This window comes from Thermoanaerobacter sp. YS13 (assembly GCF_000806225.2).
In the GTDB taxonomy this organism is placed as follows: Bacteria; Bacillota; Thermoanaerobacteria; order Thermoanaerobacterales; family Thermoanaerobacteraceae; genus Thermoanaerobacter; species Thermoanaerobacter uzonensis.
Genome location: NZ_JOOI01000002.1, coordinates 187,438 through 210,236, shown reverse-complemented (window position 1 = coordinate 210,236; position 22,799 = coordinate 187,438). Strand labels below are relative to the sequence as shown.

Here is a 22,799-nt window from a genome sequence, read left to right as displayed (position 1 = left end):
GAAAGGGCGATATGCGATGAAAAAAGAAATAATTATAGCCTTAGCAGGAAATGCTAATGTGGGTAAAAGTGTCATATTTAATCAATTAACAGGATTGACACAGATAATTGGCAACTGGCCAGGAAAAACAGTCGAGAGGGCAGAAGGGGTACTGCGGTTTAAAGGACGAACTATAAAAATTGTTGACCTTCCTGGTATTTATTCACTTTCTGCTTATTCTCAAGAGGAAATTGTTTCCCGTGAGTTTATAGCTTTTGAAAAACCGGATGTTGTAATAAACGTGGTGGATGCTTCTAATCTTGAGAGAAATTTGTTTTTTACAGTGCAACTTTTAGAGCTTCATGTGCCTATGGTTATGGCTTTAAACCAAGTGGATTATGCCCTTAAAAAGGGTATAGATATAGATGTAAAGAAGTTAGAAGAGCTTTTAGGTATTCCAGTTGTAGAAACTGTTGCTACAAAAGGCAAAGGGCTTCAGGAATTAATAAATAAAGTTTTAGAAGTTGTGGATTCGCATAAAGAAGTGGATGTAAAAGGGTATGATATAAAAGAGGAAAAAGTTCTCAAATACAGAAATGAAGTAAGTGAATCTGTAATGAAAATTTACAACATCCTTTTGAAACACAATGTAGACCTTATAAATTTGTTTCATCCTTTGTGGATTTCACTAAAACTGATAGAAGAGGATAGCGATATAGTAGAAAAGTTAAAAAAAGAGCCTAATGGAGAAAAAGCTTATGAAGAAATTCAAAAAGAATTAGAAGGTTTAAAGGCGAAGACAGATAGTCCTCTTGCAACTTTAGTTACAGCAGACAGATATGATATTGCTTCTTTTATCGCAAGCCAAACTGTATCAGAGATTCACCATAGAATTACTTGGACTGATTTAATTGACAATATAGCTCTTCATAAGATATGGGGCTATATATCAATGTTCATTATTGTATTTATATCTTTTTATGGAATATTTAAATTTGGAGAGTATTTCTCAGGTGTGCTGGAGGACTTTTTTGACGGTTTTAAGCCTTTAGTGTACAATTTGAATATTCCAAATATGTATAAAGATTTTCTCTGGAATGGGCTTGCTGAAGGGATTATTTCTGCTATAACTATAGTGCTTCCCTATATATTTCCTTTTTATGTGTTTTTATCAATACTTGAAAACACTGGTTATCTTGCAAGAATTGCATTTTTAATGGATGAGGTTATGCACAAAGTTGGGCTTCACGGTAAAGCTCTTATTCCAGTATTGATGGGGTTTGGGTGCAATGTCCCTGCAGTATTAGGCACCAAAATTTTAGAAACGGATAGAGAAATATTTATTGCGTCTTTTATGTCCACTCTTGTGCCTTGTTCCGCAAGAATTGTAATAATTTTGGGAACAATAGGGGTCTTCATGGGGCCACAATACGCACTCGCTGTTTTTGCCTTAGACGTTTTGGTAGTTTATATAGCGGCGTATTTTTCAAATAAAATAGCGCCTGGAAAGCCTTATGATTTGATAATGGAACTTCCTGGCTACAGAATGCCTGCTTTAAAGCCTACATTGAAGCAGATATGGTTTAGAATAAAAGACTTTTTGTATGTAGCTCTTCCAATAATTGTAGTTGGCAGCTTGGCTCTGGAAATATTGAAGTACTCTGGCATATTTAAATATGTGACTTATATAATGGATCCTATTGTTGTAAAATGGTTGGGATTGCCGTCAATAGTTGGGATAGTATTGATTTTTGGGATACTCAGAAAAGAATTGACACTTATAATGCTTTTAACACTGTCTGGGACAAGTCACATAACACAGATTTTGACGCCGCGGCAGATGATTGTCTTTGGTGTTGTTACAATGCTTTATATTCCTTGTCTTGCTACAATTGCGGCATTAAAAAGGACAATTGGCTGGAGAAAGACATGGTGGGTAGTTTTTGTTAATATTTTTATTGCAATACTAATAGGAGGAATATTAAATCGAATTCTTACTTTTGTATAAGTGTGGTATAATGTGAATAGGTGATAAAATTATGCCTTATATAATGCCTCAAAAAGAAAAAAGATTAAAAGTGTTGAGAGATGAGTTAGAAAAAGCTATTTATTCTATTATATCTTTAAATCCCGAAAAAGTGGTATTATTTGGTTCATTGGAAAGAGAAGATGTACATTTAAGAAGCGATATAGACCTATTGATAATTTGGAAGACTGACCTGCCGTTTTTGGAAAGATTGCAAGTGTTTTATGATGCTATAAATCCAAATGTTGCAATGGATATATTGGTTTATACTCCTGAAGAAATTGAAAAATTATATAGGAAAAATAAATTTATAGCAAAAGTATTAGATGAAGGGCGTGTATTATATGAAAAGAAGCAATGAAGAAGAAGCCAAGAGATGTGAAGGGGGTTCATTAGATAAGTATTATATTCCGACACGTTATCCAAATGGGCTCCCCGGTGGAATTCCTTCAGAGGCTTTTATAGAAGAGGATGCTATTTCAGCTATTAATAAGGCAACAAAAATAATAAAGTTTGTAGAAGAGAAAGTAGAGTAGTGATAAAACCTACTCTACATTTGTTTCATTGCTTTTTATGCCATGAATTATCACATTATTAAAACAAGAAATATGACGAAAATAATGCAGAAAAAATAGGGTAAATAAGATAAAAATTTTCCCCCCATTAAGGGGGGCTCTTTAAATAAGATTAACTTTAAGCAGTAACTCCTCGTCTTTAAGAATTTCATCGGTTTTGCCTATTGTTTCTATTGTGTGATTTTCGTTTAGCACTATTACCCTGTCTGAAAGTGTTGCTGCCATATCAAGGTCATGTGTTGCGATTACTATGGTGGTACCATTTTTGTTTAATTCTTCTAATTTTCCCAAAAGCCATCTTTTTGATCGTGGGTCAAGGCCATTTGTAGGTTCGTCAAGAAGCAAAACTTCAGGATTTATCACCATAACTGACGCTAATGCGACTTTTTTCTTTTCTCCGCCGCTTAATCTGTGAGGGGGTCTATCTTTTAATTTTTCGAGTTCAAAAGAAATAAGAGTTTCTTCCACTATTTTTTGGACTTCGTCTTTCTCTAAGCTCATTTGAAGTGGTGCAAAGGCTACTTCATCAAAAACAGTAGTGTTAAAAAGTTGTACATCAGAATCCTGAAACACAAAGCCTACTTTTTTTCTAAATTCATATTCGTCAAAAGTTTTTTTATCCCCCAGCAATTTGCCAAATGTCCATATTTTACCTTTGTCCGGATAAATTAAATTGTCCATCAATTTTAAAAGAGTGGATTTTCCACTGCCATTTGCACCGAGAAGAACTAATTTTTCTCCTTTTTTTACTTCAAAACTTATGTCAATTAAAGCAGGAACTGATTTATTGTAAGAGTAGTAGACATTTTTTAATTCAAATACTGTGCTCATTTGGTCCTCCTTATGGGTGGATATACCACAAGATGGATAAAAAAGTTATATTAAAACCTATCCATATATAATCATAAAAAGTTATTTTAAAAGTAGTTATTGTTTTGTATTCTCCTTTGTAACCCCGCGAAACCATAGCATTGTAAACATCATCACTCAGTTGTTGAGACCTTATCAAAACATTTGCCATAGCAGAAGCGACAAATTTTCTTCCTTCACTACTATCACTTTTCCCGACATTTCTGCTTTTTCTTGCGAGGAACATGTTTATAGCAATTTCTAAAAGCAAAAAGATATAACGTAAGGCCATTTCAAGTGTAGCAGTAAAAATGCGGGGAATCTTAAAAGTTCTCAATGCTTTTAAGATTTCTACCCATTTTGTTGATAGAGCTAATATATACACAAAAGATAAAGATATAAATGACCTCATCATAAAAACAATGGCACTTTTTAATCCTTCTTTTGTTATATAAAAATTTTTTGTGAAATATACTAAAGGCTGCCCTTCTTTTACTACATTAAAAAGTGAAGGTATCAGGACAATACCTGTAAAAAATATTGAGACTGCTGATACCCTCACAATATATGTTTTTAAAGGAATTTTAGAAAAATAAGCCAACAAAAGTGTATAAATAAGAAATATGGTCATAAAAGGTATTGTCTTTCCAAAATTAACTATAATGAGTAATACAAAAAGAGAAATAAGTTTTATCCTCGTATCAAGAGACTGCATAATACCTTTCTTAACAGAAATTGCATCAGAATAAAACATGTCTTCAAATACACTTTGTATACTTAAGATTGTCTTTTCTAAAAAGTTATCCATTTTTTTTCTGGGGTTTTCCCATAATCCTCCCTAATATTGCAAATATCAATACAATAGCTGCAATTCCTACAACTGCTGAAAAAATATAACCTAAAGCTTGTTGAAAGAAATTAGCATCAAATCCTGGTATACTGTAATCGGGTAATATTGCTTTTATAACTTCTGAAAATCGGTTCATTCCCTCAGGTATATATCCTATCATGCTCTTTATTTCATCTAAGCCCCATTCTCCCCATGCTGAACCAGGAGCTAAAAGTCCGAGAGGAGTGAGAAGTATTATAACTATAGCTGCAATGTAGAACTTTTTCATCTATTATCACCTCTAAGCCTATATGAGAATTTATATAATATATTTTCTTCGTCTACTTTTTGTAAATAATATACTACAAGACCTGTTATAACAGCTTCTACAATACCAGCTACTGTAAGATGAGCAAACATCATTGCAGGTATTGCTACGTTTAATCCATAAGGAAAATATAGGGGTGTTCCATTTGCTGTATGAAAAAGCAATGGCTGAAGCCCAAGTTCTATTGCTGTAGCAAGAGCTGCAGCATTTATTCCTACATATCCCCCTATAGCAGATGATAAAATCTTATTTAGTTTGAGAGATAACATGAGCCTGTAAATTCCATATCCCACAAAAGGAGCTATAAATGCCATATTAAAGCTGTTTGCTCCAAGAGCTAAAATTCCTCCATCGCCAAAAAGCAATGCTTGAATAAATAAGGCTATCGTAAGAGATATACTTGCTGCCCAAGGCCCTAAAGTTATAGCAAGTAGAGTTGCGCCAATTGCGTGGGCAGTTGTACCTCCTGGTATTGGTACGTTAAACATCATTATTGTAAAGGCAAAAGCTGACCCTATTGCCATAGCAGGAACATCCTTTTTGTCAAAACTTTTGTTGACTTTTTTTGCTGCAACTGTCAACACTGGTACCATAGCAGCACCCATAACGGCACAGGTTTGGGGACTTATATATCCCTCTGGTATGTGCATAAAATTACCCCCTTTATTTATAAATTTTCCCCTGTTGTTGTCGTTACTAATTTTCCATGTTTTACCCCTTTTGTGCTTATTATTTCATCTGCAATTTTTGTAATTTCCTTTGCGGTACCTTTTACTACCATTATTTCGAGGCAGTTGTGCTTATCAAGGTGTACGTGCATTGTTGAGATTATGTTTTGATAGTGCTTATGTTGTATGTCTGTCAGTTTGTCACTTATTTCTCTCACTTCATGATTAAAAACATATGTAATTGTTCCAATAGTTTCCACATCTTCTGCTTCCCACTGATTTTCCACTATAAAATCTCTTATCAAATCTCTTATGGCTTCGGATCTGTTGTTGTAGTTTTTTCTCTTTATAAGCTCGTCAAATTGATAAAGAAGTTTTGATTCCATTGAAACTCCAAAACGTATTATTTCTTCCAGACCTATCACTCCCCTAAAATGGTGTCATCTTCTTAAAAATAATAGCACTATTTTATGGCGGAGTCAATTCAAAAAATTAATTTTAGTTTAATTTTCAATTAATATTGCTTTAATGTTTAGGTTATAAAATGAACTTGAAAGTTGATGGTAGACCATCAACTAAAATAAAAGAAAGGGTGGTTCAAATGAACAAAAAATTAATGACTTATGTTGTTACGGGGGCAATGGCTATAGGATTACTAGGAGGAGCATCTTATCAAGGAATTGCTAAGGCTCAAACAAATGCTCCCGCTCCTTCAGCTGTGACGTCTACTGTTACTACACAATCTGACCAACAAAACATAAACGAACAGCAACCAATGTATCAAGGCACAATTAAAGTTGCAAATTCTCAAGACAATGCAATAGACAATGAAAAGAATCTAAAAGACAGCGAGGCTCAGGATAATGCACAATTAGCTTCTCTTGCTAAGATAACTCCAGATCAAGCAAAGGCAGCAGCATTGAAGGTTGTACCAGGTACAGTGACAAAAGTAAATCTTGACAACGAAAATGGATATCTTGTATACAGCGTGGAAATAAAGACAAATACAGGTTTAGTTGATGTAAAAGTTGATGCAGGGAATGGTGCAGTATTAGCGCAAGAGAAAGGTCAAGACAATGAAAAATCTAAAGAAAAGGTTAGTGAAGGCGAAAAAACAAATGCTCCTGACAACGACACTGTACAACTTGAACAACAAGGAGAAAACTAAATAAATCTAAGAAAGGAGGCGTTTTGCCTCTTTTCTTAGTTGAATATGTTAACGATTTAATATATAATGGAACATAAAAGGGGAGTAGCTTGCCACACATTGTGGTTTGACCTGTCGTCAGCACGAGAGATTTTCTCCGGCAGGTCAAAAACTCCATTCGGAGTTTGAGCAAGACCTTTATAGTGTTTACCACTATAAGGGTCTTTTTGTTTATATTGACAAAAGAAGGGAGTATATATACAATGAATACTTTTATAGAAGGTATATTAAATCTAACATTAGGTCATATTATAATGTTTATCATTGGAGGTATTCTCATATATCTTGCAATAAAAAAAGAATACGAACCAATGTTACTTTTGCCTATAGGATTTGGTATAATACTTGCGAATATCCCGCTTTCATCTGCTATAGGTGAAAATGGTTTTCTTACAATTCTATACAATGCTGGAATAAGTACAGAACTTTTTCCTATTCTCATTTTTATTGCAGTTGGGGCAATGATAGATTTTTCACCACTTCTTAAGCAACCTTTCATGATATTTTTTGGCGCAGCAGCACAGTTAGGAATATTTTTAACTATAATTTTTGCTTACATATTGGGGTTTGATTTAAAAGAAGCAGCTTCTATAGGTATAATTGGCGCTGCAGATGGACCTACATCTATTTATGTAGCTAATTTGTTTGCACCAAAGCTTTTAGGGCCTATATCAGTTGCAGCTTATTCCTATATGGCCTTAGTTCCAATAATCCAGCCCCCCGTGATAAGGATGCTGACTACTACGGAAGAACGAAAAATTAGAATGGATTTGCGCATGAATAAAGTTTCAAAAACAGCTAAGATACTTTTTCCAATAGCAGTGACATTTGTTGCAGGAGTTTTAGTACCAAGTAGTGTTCCTCTTGTAGGTTCTTTGATGTTTGGTAACCTCATAAGAGAAAGTGGGGTAGTAGAACGGCTTTCAAAAGCTGCACAAAATGAACTTGCCAATCTTGTGACACTTTTACTTGGGATAACAATAGGTTCTACTATGACTGCCGACAAATTTTTGACACCTACAACTCTTTTGATATTTGGAATGGGACTTATGGCCTTTATATTTGATACAGCAGGAGGAGTATTGTTTGCAAAGTTTTTAAATTTGTTTTTAAAAAATAAAGTCAATCCAATGGTAGGAGCTGCTGGAATCTCAGCCTTTCCAATGTCATCTCGTGTGATACAGAAAATAGCCCAAAAAGAAGACCCTACAAATTTTATTTTAATGGAGGCTGTAGGAGCAAATGTTGCAGGTCAGTTAGGTTCTATCATAGCAGGAGGTATTGTAATAGCACTTGTAAGTTCTGTTATGTAATTGAAAGTTATGCAATTAAAACTGTAGAGTTTGGATTATAGGGAAGAGGTTTTTAGATACTTTCATTAGAGGAGCTAAAATTTGAAAGAGGTGAACAAAATGGACTTACTTAATGTATTTAAAATTGCTATTGTGGGAATAGGAATGACTTTTTTGATGTTAGTAATATTTTTTGTGTTGATTAAAGTTTTAGTGAAAATATTTAAACCGGAAAATATTAAAAAAGGAGAATAAGAGAAAGGACAGCCTGTTCAGTTGAGTGCCGGGAAACTTAGCGAGGCCGAAAGACGAAAATTATTTACCTACTAATTTTTTGATTATATACTCCTTGTGATATAATAAAATTGTAAAGTTGTTACTGCATGGAGGTTTTGGTGATGCCACTTAATGTAGTACTTGTTGAACCTGAAATACCACAAAACACAGGGAATATTGCAAGAACTTGTGTGCTTACAGGCAGCAGGCTTCATCTTGTAAAACCTTTAGGTTTCAGTATAGACGAAAAATACGTAAAAAGAGCTGGCTTAGATTACTGGCCTCTTTTAGACCTTACTGTTTACGATAATCTCGAACAATTTCTTAAACAAAACAAAGGTAAAAAGTTTTATCTTGCTACCACAAAGGCTAAAAAGTATTATCATGAAGTAAAATATAAAGACAATTCTTATATACTTTTTGGCAAAGAGACTGCAGGACTTCCTAAGTGGTTGATTGAAAAATACTACGAAGACTGTATACGGATACCAATGCATGAAGTGATATCTACAAGGTCTTTAAATTTGTCCAACTCTGTAGCTATAGTACTATATGAGGCCTTGAGACAACTGGGTTTTCCTAATATGAAATAAAAAAATTGAGGGATGATTATGAAGAGGAAGATTATCCATGTTGACTTGGATGCTTTTTTTGCATCTGTAGAACAACATGATAATCCAGAATATAGAGGAAAACCTGTTATTGTAGGTGGTTTATCGGAACGAGGAGTAGTTTCAACTTGCTCCTATGAGGCAAGAAAGTACGGAATACATTCTGCAATGCCGATGTATATGGCGAAGAAGCTATGTCCACACGGTATTTTTCTTTCTGTAAGGAGAAAAAGATATGAAGAGGTTTCAGCTCAAATTTTTGACATCCTGTACAGTATAACTCCTTTAGTCGAACCTGTGTCTATTGATGAAGCCTATCTTGATGTTACAGATATTGACAAAAATCCAGAGATTATTGCCCTGGAAATAAAAAAGAAAGTGAAAGAGACGACGGGACTTACCATTTCTGCAGGAGTTTCCTATAACAAATTTCTTGCAAAGCTTGCTTCTGATTGGAATAAGCCAGATGGATTTATGGTCATAACAGAAGACATGATTCCCGACATTTTAAAACCACTTTCCGTTTCCAAAGTTTATGGGATAGGAGAAAAATCAGAAGGAAAACTTAAATCTATGGGAATAAATACAATTGGTGACCTTTTAAAATTGTCACAGGAGAATCTTGTCGAAATTTTTGGTAGGGTAGGTGTGGAAATATATTTAAGAATTCGTGGCATTGATGAGAGGCCTGTTGAAACTATGAGAGAGATTAAGTCTATAGGGAAGGAAAAAACACTGGAAAAGGATACAAAGGACAAAAAGCTTTTGCTTCGATATGCGAAATTATTTTCCGACATAATCGCAGAAGAATTGTTTAGAGAGAGGCTTTATGCCAGAACAGTTACTGTTAAGATAAAAACATCAAATTTTGCTATTCACACCAAAAGCAAAACTTTAAATAAATATATACGATTAAGTGAGGACATATATAATGTAGCCTACGAAATTATTGAAAGTCTAAAATTAGACCAATATATAAGGCTTATTGGTCTATCTGTTTCTAATTTGAGCGCAGTAAAGTATGAACAATTGTCCTTTTTGGATAAAAATGTTGTCAAATCTATTAAGGCAGAAAACGTAGTCAGAGAAATAAATAAAAAAATAGGACAGGAGATAGTGAAAAAAGCAAGTGAACTTCTAAATGAGGGAACGAAGCAACGGAGGGATTAGATTGGAAGCAAAAGAGAGGCATAAGCGCAGTGTTGCTAAAGAAATTGTGGAATTGGCTTGGCCTTCTATAACAGAACAAATGCTTATAATGGCAGTTGGAATGGTGTCAACTATATTTGTAGGACGTGTTGGAACAAATGCGATTGCGGCTGTTGGGATGATTAACTCCCTTATTTTTTTCTTTCAAGCTATTTTTGCAGGCCTTGCCACTGGTTCTACAGTAATTGTAGCAAGGCTCATTGGTGAAGAAAACGAGGAAGGGGCTCGCCTTGCAGTTATGCAGTCACTTATTATGAGTATTGCTATTTTTATAGGACTCACTACTTTGGGATATATTTTTGCAGTACCTACTATTAAAACCTTCTTTGGAAGTGTATCCACTGATGTTTTTAAATTGGCTTTAATGTACTATAGAATAGTGCTTTTTGGGTTACCTTTTGTGATAATTGACATCATCATAGGCGGGGCTTTAAGAGGTGCAGGGGATACAAAAACCCCAATGTACATAACTGCTACAGTAAATGTGATAAATCTTTTGTTAAATAGCACACTAGTATTTGGAGTGACTTATCACGGTAGATATTTAATACCTTCTTTAGGAGTAAAAGGTTCTGCACTTTCTGCTACAATTTCAAGAATAATAGGAGGTTTTTTGCAATTATACATTTTATATTTTGGCAAAAGGCGAATTAATCTTGATATAAAAGAAAAGATTCGACTTGACTTTAACATGATGATGAGGATTATACGAGTAGGAATACCAGCTTCTTTAGAGCAGGTAATAATGCAAGGTGGTTTCCTTGTAATGCAAGTTATCGTTTCCACAATGGGGACTATTGCAATTGCTGTATATCAAATAGGTATGAATGCTAATAGTCTTGCTTTTATGCCTATATTTGGATTTTCAATAGCGGCAACCAGTTTAGTGGGACGGAGTCTTGGTGCAAAACATTTTATGTTAGCGGAAATATACGCAAAAGTTTCAAGAAACATTGCTGTTGTTGTAATTTCTGTCATAGGTGTTTTTATGTTTATATTTTCAAAGCAGCTTGCAGCGCTTTATACTACTGATCCTATTGTAATAAAAATAGCTTCTGATATTATAAAGATTTTTGCTGTTGTGGAACCTTTGCTTGCTATATTAAATGTCATGGCAGGAGTATTAAGGGCTGCAGGCGATATTCCTTATATTGTTCTCACGGCTTTTATTGGATTATGGCTCTTTAGAGTTACTATTGGATATATTCTTGGTAAAGTGCTTGGTATGGGAGTATATGGAATATGGATTGGTATATGTACCGACTTTGTTGTAAGGTCAGTAATGTATAGTTATAGATTTAAAGCCGGTAGATGGAAATATATTAAAGTATAAAATATAATAATGTATTAAAAATTTCTAAAATTGATTATAACCACGGAACGAGTAAAATACAAAAAAGGACAAATTTCTTAGTTTTACTTGAGAGTTTGTACTTTTTAATATTGTTTTTTTGCTGATAAAAGTTTATAATGTAGTTGATGATAACATTGGGAGGAGAGAGTAATTGAAGTGGACTGAATCTTTATCAGTTGGAAATGAACTCATTGACAGTCAACATAAAGAGTTAATAAAAAAAGTAAATGATGTTCTGGAAGCTTGCAATCAGAAAAAAGGAAAAGAAAAAATTGAAGAAGTGATGAAATTTTTAAAAGATTATACCATAGAACATTTTAGCGCTGAAGAAGACCTCATGAAAAAATATCAATACCCTTCCTATGAAGAACACAAAAAAATTCATGAAGATTTCATTAAAAAAGTAGAAGAATTGGACGAAAAAATAAAGAAAGAGGGCATAAATTTATCAATTATAATGCTTGTCAATAAAACGTTGGTGGATTGGCTTATAAATCACATAAGCAAAGAGGACAAAAAGGTAGGAGAACACATAAGAAAAGCAAAGGGGGATTTTTTAAAATGAAGTGGACAGAGTCTTTGTCTGTAGGGAATGACTATATTGATGAACAGCATAAAGAGTGGATAAGAAGAATCAATGACCTTTTAGAAGCATACAATCAAAAAAGAGGCAAGGAAAAAGTTGAGGAAGCAATGGAATTTGTAAAAGAGTACACTGTAACGCATTTTAGCGCCGAACAAGAGCTGATGAGAAAGTATAAATATCCTGAGTATGAAATACATAAACAAATTCATGACAATTTTATTAAAGAAGTCAATGAACTAGATGAAAAAATAAAAAAAGAAGGTCCTACGCTCACTAATTTGATGACTGTTAATAGGACTTTAGTAGATTGGGTGCTAAATCATATAAGCAAAGTAGATAAAAAATTAGGAGAGTACATAAAAAGTCAAATGTAAATAAGCCTGTAAATGCAAGCTACTGTAGACAAACTTTCGAAAATAGGATATTTTGCAATCGGTACGACTTGTGACAAAGCGGCAACAAAACTTAGCAAGACCGAGGGTGAAGGCAGGGCCGAAGCCAAGGATGGTGGAGGCGGGCACTAAGACAAGGATGTCGAATGTGCCCGGTACCCTGCCGGAGCCTGAAGGTCGAGTTTAGTTTTGTCGCTTTGGAACATCGGAGTGACGATGCAAAATATCCTATTTAAAAATTTTTGACTTTGTCAACAAGCTGGAGCCTGTAAATACAGGCTATTTTTTAATCATAGGTTATGTGGTAAAATATTTTTAAATCTAAAAATTTGAGGGGGTTTTATTGTGAGGCTTGTGAGAATAGATAAAGTGTTGAATGAATATGGAATAATTGAAGGGGATAAAGTTATTGCATTGGGAAGTGAAGGCTTTTATTATTACAACTTGGAGGAAGTAAAGCTTTTGCCTCCTTGCCTGCCTACAAAAGCTATATGTGTAGGGTTAAATTATAGGGATCATATAGAGGAAATGGGGGACAAGGAGCCAGAGGAACCGACATTATTCATAAAACCTTCAACAGCAGTTATTGGGCCTGATGATTTTATAGTCCTTCCAGAGATGTCCGAAAGGGTTGACTATGAGGGGGAACTGGCTGTTGTCATAGGCAAAAGAGCGAAAAATGTGTCTTTAAAAGATGCGTTAGATTATGTCCTTGGCTATACGATAGCTAACGATGTAACAGCAAGAGATTTGCAGGCAAAAGATGGCCAATGGACAAGAGCGAAGTCTTTTGATACCTTTTTGCCCATAGGCCCTTGGATTGTGACAGACTTAGACCCATCTTCTTTGGACATAACTACATATGTAAATGATGAAGTAAAGCAGAAAAGTAACACCAGACATCTCATATTTGGTGTTCCAAGACTTGTGAGTTTTATATCTCACATAATGACGCTAAATCCTGGCGATGTCATATTGACGGGAACACCCTCTGGCGTTGGTCCTTTAAAACCTGGAGACGTTGTAACTATTGAAATAGAGGGAATAGGTAAATTAACAAATAGAGTAAAATAAAATCAGACTACAAAATGAATGATAAAATATATAACTAAACCAATTAAAGATAGAGGAATTCCTATCAAAGCCCATTCACGGCTTTTTATATTTAGCTTTCCTGCTGATATGATATTAGGTATGTTTCCCGGAATCAACATTCCGCCACTTATTAAAAGACCCATCAATATTGCTTGGATTTGTTCTGTTGTCATGTGAGGAGAAATTTCGGCTGCTGCCAATGTTGCGTTGTCAAGAACTGCAGATAGCATGTTTATCCAGTATAAAAGTCGGCTATCAAGATGAATTATATAATTATCAATAATAGGTTTGAATCCTGCACCTAAAAGTTCCAATGCCAGAATAAAAACAAAAATTTTAAATGGTTGAATAAAGATAAATTGAAATCTTTCAATTTTTTTAATTTCTTCCGCTTCTTCCACATAATTTTCTTCTATAATGAGACTACTTTTCTCTAATTTATCGATATAGAGTAAACCTAAAAAGCCCAAAGCCAATACAGCTGGTATAATGTAAATGCCTAAGGTAGCAAAAAGGTAAAGGAAGTTTTCATTTAATTTTGAGGTTACTATTGTGGCTAAAGGCTCGCCAATTGGTGTTAGTGCAGCACCAATGCCTATTGAAAGAGAAGCAATGACAGTAATCACCACTTTGTCTTTGTGCTTTAAGGGCAACAAGTGAATTATTTCCACTAATATTATTGAGGCTATTATGGCTGTGATTATACTGGCTGTCAATCCGAGGATGACAATTACCAAAAATATAAATATTCCCAGTGGAATATGAGTTACTACTGTTCCTATAAATCTTTTAAATTTATCTTTAAATATCTCAAATAAAAGTCCTGATAAAAATACGGCTGCTGTTATTAAATACAAAAGATGATTTTTAAATATGTGAGCTATCAGGTCATAAGAAAATACTCCTGATACAAATGCTGCGGCAACCCCCATTGAAAAAAGAAAATATTCGATGTTGTGTTCTATATGCCTATTTACAAGAGGCAAAATTAGGATCATTAATAATATTAGTAAGAGTGCAACAATAACCACAATCCATCCTCCTTTTATATTATTATTTGTATTATTTTGTAAAATAAAAGGTGGGAAAACTCACCTTTAAGATGAGCTTCCCACCCAAGAAGCCGAAAATTCTTGAACAAGTCATAAGACTTGCCAACCGTAAAAACTTTATTTACTTTATTAAAATTATAACATAGAGGTATTTACATAAGCAACAGAGATGATATAAATTAGCTCAGTACAGTGATTAAAAATATTCCGTATAATACTCCTCCAACCATCAGCATAAAAGGATTAACTGACTTTCTCATATTTATCCACATTAAATTTAAAATAGCTGAAGTTAAAGCTAACATGGCACTTAAAAAAGCTATTCCTGTGATGTTCCATGGCGTAAACAGTATACCAACAGTAACTGGTATGGAAGACTGAAACACCATTGCACCTGTTATATTTCCAAGTGCAAGAGTGTCTTTTTTTTGTCCTACCCACACAATAGAATTAAGCTTTTCAGGCAGTTCTGTTGCAATAGGCGTTATGACAATTGAGAGTATTAAAGGTGAAATTCCCATCATGTGAGACAAATCTTTTACATATCCTACAAACAAATGAGCGCCAAAAATTATTCCTAAAAGAGATAGAATTAATTGACTGGTTATCCAAAGTAAATTAGTTTTTACTCCTAAAAACTTTGAAAAGTATAGAGTTCCTATATTTTCATCTAATTGCTGGTCGTCTGAAAAAGTACGTTTTACATAAAAAGCATATGCTAAAAGTACCAATATAACTGCGAATATTCTAATTTCGTTAAATTGATTAAAGACAGAAGCAAAAATTGCTATTGTATATATGATGATAAAATATGTTAAATCTCTTTGAAACACTTTTTTATTTGCATTCATTTTCAACTTTCTTTTTCCAAAAAGAGAATAGATTATGACGGCAGCACCTGTTATCAAAAATCCTAAAGTAGAAAGCATAAAAGGAGCTCCTAAAATAGCACCTGTGGCTATTTGACTTGCCTCTCTTCCTCCATAAAAAAGTATAGCAATAATTGGTATAATTGTTTCGGGAAGTGCTGTCCCTACAGCAGCTAAAATACTTCCCACAACGCCCTGACTTAAGTTTAACTTTTTTCCAAACCATTCTACTGAGTTTGTGAATAAGATACAGGAAAGAAGTATAAAGGCAAGGCTAAAAAGCAACATCACGATATCTTGTGTCAACTTCTACAACTCCTTTTTGAGTAGTGTTTTAGGCCATTTACAGTAATGTATTGTACCACAAAACAAGAATATAATTCAATAGTTTGAGTCTCTTCACCAAACATCAATAATGTGGTAACATTTATATTAGATGTCCTTTCTTTCACTTAAAGGAGTGAGCGATATGAGCGTAAGGTTTATATATGGTAGAGCAGGTACAGGCAAGACTGCCTTTTGCCTTAATGATATAAAGAGAAAATTAAATGATGGAAAATCTCACCCTCTTATACTACTTGTTCCCGAACAATTTACCTTTGAGGCAGAAAAATATCTTTTAAATACAATTAAAAAAGATGAAAAGATAAGGGCACAAGTTTTGAGTTTTAAGACTTTGGCAAATAGAGTATTTACAGAAGTTGGAGGACTCACTCGTCAGCACATGAAATCCTGCGGAAGATCAATGCTTATTTATAAAATAATAGAAGACATACAAAAAGACCTTAAGGTTTATTCTAAAGCCTCCAGGCAGCAGGGTTTTATCAAAAAAGTTTCACAAGTTATAACAGAGCTTAAAAGATTTGAAGTGGCTCCTGAAAAGCTATTAGAGATAACTGAAACAATAGATAATTTAGGATTAAGAGAAAAACTAAAAGACATAAGTTTAATATATTCTAAATTTGAAGAGAGTTTACACCAAAATTATATAGACCAAGAGGATGAGTTGACTCTTTTGGCAGAGAAAATCGAATATTCTTCTCAATTTGAAGGAGCGGAATTTTGGATAGACGGCTTTACGGGTTTTACGCCAAAGCAGTATAGGGTGATAGAAAAGCTTTTAAAGAAAGCTTCAAGAGTAAATGTCACCCTCTGTATGGATACATCACACAACTTATATGAAATTGATACTACAGACCTTTTTTACACTACTAAAAAGACAGAAGATAAACTTTTAGAAATATGCCAAAGAAATAAAATATCTTATGAAAAACCGATAGACTTAAATGGGAAAATACCTGAAAGATTTAGAGAAAGTGAAGAGCTAAGTTTTTTGGAAAAACATCTTTTTTCCTATCCTTACGAAGTATATCCCAGTAAGACAAAGGACATAACTCTTTTTAAAGCTGTCAACGTATATAGTGAGGTTGAAGAAACTGCGAGAGATATCATAAGGCTCGTGAGAGATGAGGGGTTTAGGTATTCTGACATTGTGGTAGCTACTCGCGATTTAAATAGATATCATAAACTCATAAAAGCTATATTTTCTCAATATGGAATTCCCTATTTTATAGACATAAAGATGGAAATAAAAAACAATCCCATCATCGTTTTTATAACCTCCCTTTTTGATATTCATTTAAAAAGATGGTCTTATGAATCTGTTTTTAGATACCTAAAGACAGGTTTTACAGATTTAGAAAAAGAGGACATAAACCTTATTGAGAATTATGTTTTAGCTAACGGTATAAAGGGAGATAAATGGAAAGAGGAAATTTGGAATTACAGGTTAAATTACAGATTTGATAGACTTTCAATAGAGGAAGATGAAAAAGAGATAATAGAGAGAGTGAATGAAATAAAAAGAAAAATCGCAACTCCCTTACAGGATTTTTATAAAAAATTTTCTAAATCAAAGAATATTAAAGAAGCTTGTGGCACTGTGTATGACTTTTTAGTTGAAATGAAATTGTCTCAAAAGATTCAAAAATTGATTGAAAAGTTTAAACAAGAGAAGGAATTTGACACGGCAAATCAATACGCACAGGTTTGGGATATTGTTGTAGATGTTTTAGACCAAATGGTAGAAGTGATGGGGGAGGAAAAAGTTACAGTAGAACAGTTTGCGAAGATACTCAGCATAGGATTTGATGAATATCAAATTGGAAGTATTCCTCCTACTCTTGATGAAGTTTTGGTTACCAGTGTTGATAGGATGAAAAGTCACAATGCAAAAGCCCTTTACATAATCGGCGTAAATGATGGTATATTTCCTGCTGCTCTTTTTGAGGAAGGAATTTTGACAGATGGGGATAGGGAAATTTTAGCTTCCTACAATGTGGAGTTAGACAGAGATACAAAGACTAAAATATTTGAAGAGCAATTTTTAGTCTACACTGCTCTGACTTCCACAAGTAAATTTTTAAGGATAAGCTATCCCATTGCTGACCATGAAGGGAAAAGCTTAAGACCCTCTATAATAATTTCCCGCTTGAAAAAGATTTTTCCTAAAATAAAGCAGTTTAGCAACGTGGTAGAGATAGATACGGAAGAAGAAAATTTAAATCGCGTATCAACACCTTTACCTACTTTTAATGAAATGGTAAGTGCGATTAAGAAATGGGATGTGACAAATAAAATGCATCCTCTGTGGTTGGATGTGTATAAATGGTATGCTAAAAATGAATCATGGAAGCCGAAATTGACAAGGGCTTTAGAAGGACTTTATTACACTAATCAGGTTGAAAAAGTACCTGCCCACAAGGTAAAAAAGTTGTATGGGGATGAAATGTATTTTAGTGTATCCAGACTTGAAAAATACGCAGCTTGTCCTTTTGCTTATTTTGTCCAATACGGGCTTAAAGCAAGGGAAAGAAAAATATATAGTTTCGAGCCTCCTGATTTAGGGACTTTTATGCACAATGTCCTTGACAGATTTTCAAAGGCATTGGAGGAAGAAGGACTTACTTGGCAGGATATTGACAGAGAGTGGTGCGATGAGGCTGTGGCTATTATTGTGGATGACATGATACAAAAAATACCAGGATATATTTTAAACAGCAGTCCCAGATACAAATATCTTGCTGAAAGGTTAAAAAGAGTGCTTTCTAATGCGGTATGGGTAGTATCTGAGCATATAAAGAGAAGTTCTTTTGTGCCTTTAGACCATGAGGTTGCTTTTGGTGATAACCAAAAGTATCCTCCTATAAAGATTGTACTATCAAATGGTGAGGAGATAAATCTCATAGGGAGGATAGACAGGGTTGATATATTTGAAAAAGAGGATGAAGCCTATATAAGGATAATAGATTACAAGTCTGGCAACAAAACTTTAGACCTTTCAGATGTGTTTTATGGTTTAGAACTTCAGCTTTTGATATATTTAGATGCTATATTAGAAAGTGCAATAAAAGAAAACACAAATTTAAATCCGGCTGGGATATTCTACTTTAAAATAGATGACCCGATTATAAAGGCAGATAAAGATATATCAGATGAAGAGTTGCAAATGCAAATTTTTAAAAAGTTGAGATTGGAAGGGCTTGTTTTAAATGATGCTCAAATCATAAAAGAGATGGACAAATCAATTGAAGGTACTTCTTATATAATTCCAGCAGCAATCAATAAAGACGGGAGTGTAGGCAAAAACACCAAAGGAGCTACAAAAGAGCAGTTTGAATTGTTGAGAAAACACGTCAAAAAAACTATACAGCGTTTGACCGAACAGATGCTAGAAGGAGATATTTCAATTTCTCCCTATAAAAAAGATAAAGAGACTCCTTGTAAATACTGTCCTTACGCTTCTGTCTGTCAATTTGAAACGAATTTTAAAGGGAATGAGTACAGGGTTATAAAGAGTAAAGATGTTGAGGAGATATGGAGTATATTGGAACAGGAAGTGAAGTCAGATGGAAACCAAATGGACTTATGAACAACAGCTGGCTATAAATACAAGGGGCAGTAATCTCTTAGTGGCAGCAGGTGCAGGCTCTGGCAAAACGGCTGTCTTAGTTGAAAGAATCATAAAACTTGTCACGGATGACAAAAATCCTGTAGATATTGATAAACTTTTAGTTGTTACTTTTACATATGCTGCTGCCTCTGAAATGAGAGAAAGGATAGCAGAAGCGTTGATTTCTAAGTTAGACCAAAATCCCGAAGACAGGCGGCTTAGCAATCAGCTAACATTACTTAACAAAGCTACAATCACCACAATTCACTCCTTCTGCTTGGAAGTAGTGAGAAATAACTTTTTTCTCATAGATTTAGACCCTAACTTTAGAATAGGGGATGATACAGAAACTTTACTTTTAAAATTAGAGGCGGTAGAGGAGCTTTTTGAGGAATTATATCAAAAAGAGGATAATGAAGATTTTTTGACATTGGTTGAAAGTTATGGAGGCACAAGGGACGATAAACCCCTTGTAGATATTCTTTTAAAATTGTACGATTTTGTAAAATCACTTCCCTGGCCTGAAAAATGGCTTAGAGATGTGTTGTTAAGCTTTGAAGTTAAAGAGGATTTTAATTTTGAAAATTCACAATGGGCTGCAGTCATCTTAGACAGTTTAAAAGTAGAAATGTCAGGGCTTTTAAATGGAATGTATGTGGCAATTGCTAAACTTCATAGTGAAAATAGGCTACAAAGCTATCTTGATAATTTTGAAATAGAGGCGGAAAGCTTGGGAAAACTTCTAGACTGTGAAAATTGGGATGAATTTAAAGAACAGATAAATGCTATAGAGTTTAATAGACTTCCCAGAGCAGGTAAAGAGATAGACCCTAAAGTAAAAGATGAAGTGACAAAAATAAGAAATGAGGTTAAAGCTAAAATTAAGGAGATAAGAAATAAGTTTTTTTCAGATGACATAGAAAAAATTGAAGAAGAAATTAAAGCTTTGTACCCTAACATGAAGGCTTTAGTGGATTTGATTTTACTTTTTGATAAAAAATATACTGATAAAAAAAGGGAAAAAGGCATTATAGACTTTAATGACATTGAACATTTTGCACTGCAAATTTTGACAGAAGTCGATGAAAACGGGAATGTGAAGCCTTCAGAGGCAGCTTTGATGTATAGAGAAAAATTCCAAGAAATTTTTGTGGATGAATATCAAGATTCTAATTTAATACAGGAAGTTATACTAAGCACTATAGCCCGAGAAGACACACCTAACAGGTTTATGGTAGGAGATGTAAAACAGAGCATATACAGGTTTAGGCAGGCAAATCCTTATATATTTTTTGAAAAGTACAATACTTATTCTTCAAAAGAGGAAGATAAAAATAAAAAGATACTGCTTTATAAAAATTTCAGAAGCAGACCCCAAATCATAGATGTGGTAAATTTCATTTTCAAAAAGATAATGTCTAAGAATGTAGGTGAGATAGATTATACAGAGGAAGAAAAGTTAAATTGTGGAGCAGATTTTGGAACACCTCTTCTTGATGCCATTGTAGGTGGACCTGTGGAAATACATTTGATAGAGAAAAATGATGAAACTCCTGAAGAGGAAGAATTAGAGGTTTATGGGGAAGAAGAGGAAGAGATTATTGACAACATACAAGTAGAAGCAAGGGTGGTAGCTCAAAGGATAAAGGAATTAGTTACACAAAATGAGAAAAATACCTTTATGGTTTATGATAAAAACCTCAAAAATTATAGGCCTGTGGAGTATAGGGATATAGTAATACTTTTGAGGGCTACAGAAAGATGGGCACCTGTATTTTTAGAAGAATTTATAAATGCCGGTATTCCTGCTTTTGCGGACACAGGAACGGGATACTTTGAAACAACGGAGATAAAGACTATAATATCCCTCCTTCAGGTGATAGACAACCCAATGCAAGATATTCCATTGTTGGCAGTTTTGAGGTCTCCTATTTTTTCCTTTACCCCAGAAGAATTAATTGACATAAGGTTAGAAGAGCCTAATAGAGCTATATATGAAGCACTTAAAAAGGTATCACAAAGGGAGGATGAATTAGGGCAAAAAGCTAAAAGTTTCTTAGAATCATTGAAAAAGTGGCAAGAGAAAGCCATTTATATACCGGTGGATGAGTTTTTGTGGTATTTATATCAAGACACTGGTTATTATGCTTATGTAGGGGCAATGCCTCAAGGAGCGCAGAGGCAGGCAAACTTGAGGATTTTGTTTGAAAGGGCAAAGCAGTACGAGGAAACAAGTTTTAAAGGGCTGTTTAACTTTATCAATTTTATAAACCGCCTCAAAGTCAGCAGTGGCGATATGGGAAGTGCTAAAATAGTAGGAGAAAATGAAAATGTAGTCAGGATAATGAGTATACACAAAAGTAAAGGTCTTGAATTCCCGGTAGTCATAGTGGCAGGGTTAGGTAAACAGTTTAATTTAAAGGATTTAAGTCAAAGCGTATTGTACCATCATTTATTAGGATTGGGCCCTGAGTTTGTGGACTTCAAGAGAAGAATTTCTTATCCCAGCATTGTGAAAGAGGCAATAAAAAACAAAATAAAGTTAGAAAGCCTTTCTGAAGAGATGAGAGTTTTGTACGTTGCTTTGACAAGAGCGAAAGAAAAGTTAATACTTGTAGGAAGCATTAGAGATATAAAGAAGAATGTGAGGAAATGGGCAAATGCAGCAGTTTTGCAAGATAAGGTTTCTGAATATGATATTTTAAATGGCAAAAGCTACATGGATTGGATTGGTTCAGCTGTTATAAGACACAAAGACTTAGAACCTTTACGTGAGTTTGCAGGCGTTTATCTTTCTGCAGAACAAGATGCTTCAAAATGGGAAATAAAATTATGGAGTAAAAAGGATGTGCTTTTAGGAAAAGAGAAAAATGACAAAATAGATGTGGTGGAAAGACTAAAAGATTTAGACTTGGATGCCCACTACAGCGAGTTTTACGAAGAAGTTGAAAGAAGGTTAAGCTATGTATATCCCTACGAAAAAGCCTGTTACCTACCTGCCAAGCTTTCTGTAACTGAGGTTAAGCGTATTCTAAATGCAGAAATAGTTGACGAAGATACCACATCTATTTTTGAGAGAGAAGTTTTAAAAACACCTGTATTTTTAGAAAAGAAAAAAGGATTAACTGCAGTTGAGAAAGGTATAGCTATGCACCTTGTCATGCAAAAACTTGATTTAAATAAGTACTTATCTTTGGATGGCATTAAAGAACAGGTAAAAGATATGGTAGATAGAGAGATATTAACGGAGGAACAGGCAAAAGAAGTGGATATACAGAAAATTGAAGGATTTTTTAAAACCTCTCTTGGGGAAAGGATGCTAAGTTCAAAAAATGTAAAAAGAGAAGTGCCTTTTCACATTAAATTGAGCAGCAGGGAGATTTACAAAGATTTGCCTGAAGAATACGAAAATGAGTTTATACAGGTGCAGGGAATTATTGACTGTTTCTTTGAAGAAGAGGATGGTTTAGTTTTAATAGATTATAAAACAGACTATGTTCAGGAAGGCAAAGTAGAAGAAATTAAAGAAAAATATAGAGTTCAGATAGAACTGTATTCAAAGGCATTAGAGAATATTACAGGCAAAAAGGTAAAAGAAAAATACATTTATCTATTTTTCAATGGGAACATTTTGGAGTATTAAGGGTGAT

The 22,799-nt window shown here is 34.1% G+C and carries 21 protein-coding genes and 1 other annotated feature; of the genes, 14 read left to right on the top strand and 7 right to left on the bottom strand.

Annotated elements, in window-relative coordinates; all coding sequences use genetic code 11:
• Positions 1 to 16: 16 nt before the first annotated feature.
• Genes feoB through THYS13_RS08840 form a run of 3 tightly spaced genes read left to right on the top strand, consistent with a single transcriptional unit; the run spans position 17 to position 2,541 of the window.
• Positions 17 to 1,987, top strand: a complete 1,971-nt coding sequence (gene feoB, locus THYS13_RS08850) for a ferrous iron transport protein B (protein ID WP_042834195.1) — start codon at positions 17 to 19, stop codon at positions 1,985 to 1,987.
• Positions 1,988 to 2,018: 31 nt separating this feature from the next.
• On the top strand, positions 2,019 to 2,366 hold the full coding sequence (locus THYS13_RS08845; protein ID WP_052210511.1) for a nucleotidyltransferase domain-containing protein: 348 nt from the start codon (positions 2,019 to 2,021) through the stop codon (positions 2,364 to 2,366).
• Entirely contained in the window at positions 2,350 to 2,541 is a 192-nt protein-coding gene (locus THYS13_RS08840; RefSeq protein ID WP_235603323.1) for a HEPN domain-containing protein, read from the top strand. Before THYS13_RS08845 ends, THYS13_RS08840 begins: the two co-directional genes overlap by 17 nt.
• 141 nt (positions 2,542 to 2,682) lie before the next feature.
• On the opposite strand, the gene THYS13_RS08835 is transcribed toward THYS13_RS08840, so the two are convergent.
• Genes THYS13_RS08835 through nikR form a run of 5 tightly spaced genes read right to left on the bottom strand, consistent with a single transcriptional unit; the run spans position 2,683 to position 5,670 of the window.
• A complete protein-coding gene (locus tag THYS13_RS08835) occupies positions 2,683 to 3,411 on the bottom strand; it encodes an energy-coupling factor ABC transporter ATP-binding protein (RefSeq protein ID WP_042834194.1) in 729 nt (242 codons plus the stop codon).
• Between the two features lie 10 nt (positions 3,412 to 3,421).
• On the bottom strand, positions 3,422 to 4,237 hold the full coding sequence (gene cbiQ / locus THYS13_RS08830; protein WP_042834193.1) for a cobalt ECF transporter T component CbiQ: 816 nt from the start codon (positions 4,235 to 4,237) through the stop codon (positions 3,422 to 3,424).
• Complete coding sequence (locus THYS13_RS08825; RefSeq protein WP_029688208.1) at positions 4,230 to 4,547, bottom strand: PDGLE domain-containing protein; 318 nt, start codon at positions 4,545 to 4,547, stop codon at positions 4,230 to 4,232. The genes cbiQ and THYS13_RS08825 overlap by 8 nt, the downstream gene beginning before the upstream one ends.
• Positions 4,544 to 5,236, bottom strand: a complete 693-nt coding sequence (cbiM, locus tag THYS13_RS08820; RefSeq protein ID WP_042834192.1) for a cobalt transporter CbiM — start codon at positions 5,234 to 5,236, stop codon at positions 4,544 to 4,546. Before cbiM ends, THYS13_RS08825 begins: the two co-directional genes overlap by 4 nt.
• A 17-nt stretch (positions 5,237 to 5,253) precedes the next feature.
• Positions 5,254 to 5,670 carry a nickel-responsive transcriptional regulator NikR gene (nikR, locus tag THYS13_RS08815; RefSeq protein ID WP_029688210.1) on the bottom strand — a complete coding sequence of 139 codons (417 nt, stop codon included), beginning with the start codon at positions 5,668 to 5,670 and terminating at the stop codon, positions 5,254 to 5,256.
• Positions 5,671 to 5,855: 185 nt separating this feature from the next.
• On the opposite strand from nikR, the gene THYS13_RS08810 reads away from it, so the two are divergent.
• The 9 genes from THYS13_RS08810 to THYS13_RS08775 all read left to right on the top strand — a co-directional run bounded on the left by THYS13_RS08810 (position 5,856) and on the right by THYS13_RS08775 (position 13,255).
• A complete protein-coding gene (locus tag THYS13_RS08810; RefSeq protein WP_235603321.1) occupies positions 5,856 to 6,422 on the top strand; it encodes a PepSY domain-containing protein in 567 nt (188 codons plus the stop codon).
• A 242-nt stretch (positions 6,423 to 6,664) separates the two neighbouring features.
• Positions 6,665 to 7,774, top strand: a complete 1,110-nt coding sequence (locus tag THYS13_RS08805; RefSeq protein ID WP_042834190.1) for a sodium ion-translocating decarboxylase subunit beta — start codon at positions 6,665 to 6,667, stop codon at positions 7,772 to 7,774.
• Between the two features lie 99 nt (positions 7,775 to 7,873).
• Positions 7,874 to 8,008 carry an OadG-related small transporter subunit gene (locus tag THYS13_RS14805; protein ID WP_255356307.1) on the top strand — a complete coding sequence of 45 codons (135 nt, stop codon included), beginning with the start codon at positions 7,874 to 7,876 and terminating at the stop codon, positions 8,006 to 8,008.
• Between the two features lie 143 nt (positions 8,009 to 8,151).
• Complete coding sequence (gene trmL, locus THYS13_RS08800) at positions 8,152 to 8,622, top strand: tRNA (uridine(34)/cytosine(34)/5-carboxymethylaminomethyluridine(34)-2'-O)-methyltransferase TrmL (protein ID WP_029688213.1); 471 nt, start codon at positions 8,152 to 8,154, stop codon at positions 8,620 to 8,622.
• Positions 8,623 to 8,640: 18 nt separating this feature from the next.
• Positions 8,641 to 9,810 carry a DNA polymerase IV gene (locus THYS13_RS08795; protein WP_042834189.1) on the top strand — a complete coding sequence of 390 codons (1,170 nt, stop codon included), beginning with the start codon at positions 8,641 to 8,643 and terminating at the stop codon, positions 9,808 to 9,810.
• A gap of 1 nt (position 9,811) precedes the next feature.
• Positions 9,812 to 11,182 (top strand): MATE family efflux transporter, encoded by a 1,371-nt coding sequence (locus tag THYS13_RS08790; protein ID WP_042834188.1) that lies wholly within the window; start codon positions 9,812 to 9,814, stop codon positions 11,180 to 11,182.
• A 172-nt stretch (positions 11,183 to 11,354) separates the two neighbouring features.
• Entirely contained in the window at positions 11,355 to 11,768 is a 414-nt protein-coding gene (locus THYS13_RS08785) for a bacteriohemerythrin (RefSeq protein ID WP_042834187.1), read from the top strand.
• Positions 11,765 to 12,163, top strand: coding sequence for a bacteriohemerythrin (locus tag THYS13_RS08780; protein WP_042834186.1), 399 nt, complete (start codon positions 11,765 to 11,767; stop codon positions 12,161 to 12,163). The genes THYS13_RS08785 and THYS13_RS08780 overlap by 4 nt, the downstream gene beginning before the upstream one ends.
• Positions 12,164 to 12,526: 363 nt before the next feature.
• Positions 12,527 to 13,255: a fumarylacetoacetate hydrolase family protein gene (locus THYS13_RS08775; RefSeq protein WP_042834185.1), complete on the top strand. Its 729-nt coding sequence runs from the start codon at positions 12,527 to 12,529 to the stop codon at positions 13,253 to 13,255.
• 2 nt (positions 13,256 to 13,257) lie between these two features.
• Here THYS13_RS08775 and THYS13_RS08770 read toward each other — a convergent pair whose 3' ends face one another.
• Together THYS13_RS08770 and THYS13_RS08765 are read right to left on the bottom strand one after the other, a co-directional pair.
• Positions 13,258 to 14,307: a DUF1646 family protein gene (locus THYS13_RS08770; RefSeq protein WP_082990402.1), complete on the bottom strand. Its 1,050-nt coding sequence runs from the start codon at positions 14,305 to 14,307 to the stop codon at positions 13,258 to 13,260.
• A gap of 74 nt (positions 14,308 to 14,381) precedes the next feature.
• Positions 14,382 to 14,436, bottom strand: a sequence feature (sodium ion sensor (DUF1646 type); this cis-regulatory element may regulate processes involved in with the transportation of sodium ions).
• 71 nt (positions 14,437 to 14,507) lie between these two features.
• Entirely contained in the window at positions 14,508 to 15,503 is a 996-nt protein-coding gene (locus tag THYS13_RS08765) for a sodium:calcium antiporter (RefSeq protein WP_082990401.1), read from the bottom strand.
• 163 nt (positions 15,504 to 15,666) lie between these two features.
• Between THYS13_RS08765 and addB the strand changes: the two genes are divergently transcribed.
• A complete protein-coding gene (gene addB / locus THYS13_RS08760; protein ID WP_042834184.1) occupies positions 15,667 to 19,128 on the top strand; it encodes a helicase-exonuclease AddAB subunit AddB in 3,462 nt (1,153 codons plus the stop codon).
• Entirely contained in the window at positions 19,106 to 22,792 is a 3,687-nt protein-coding gene (gene addA, locus THYS13_RS08755; RefSeq protein WP_042834183.1) for a helicase-exonuclease AddAB subunit AddA, read from the top strand. Before addB ends, addA begins: the two co-directional genes overlap by 23 nt.
• The last annotated feature ends 7 nt before the right edge of the window (positions 22,793 to 22,799 follow it).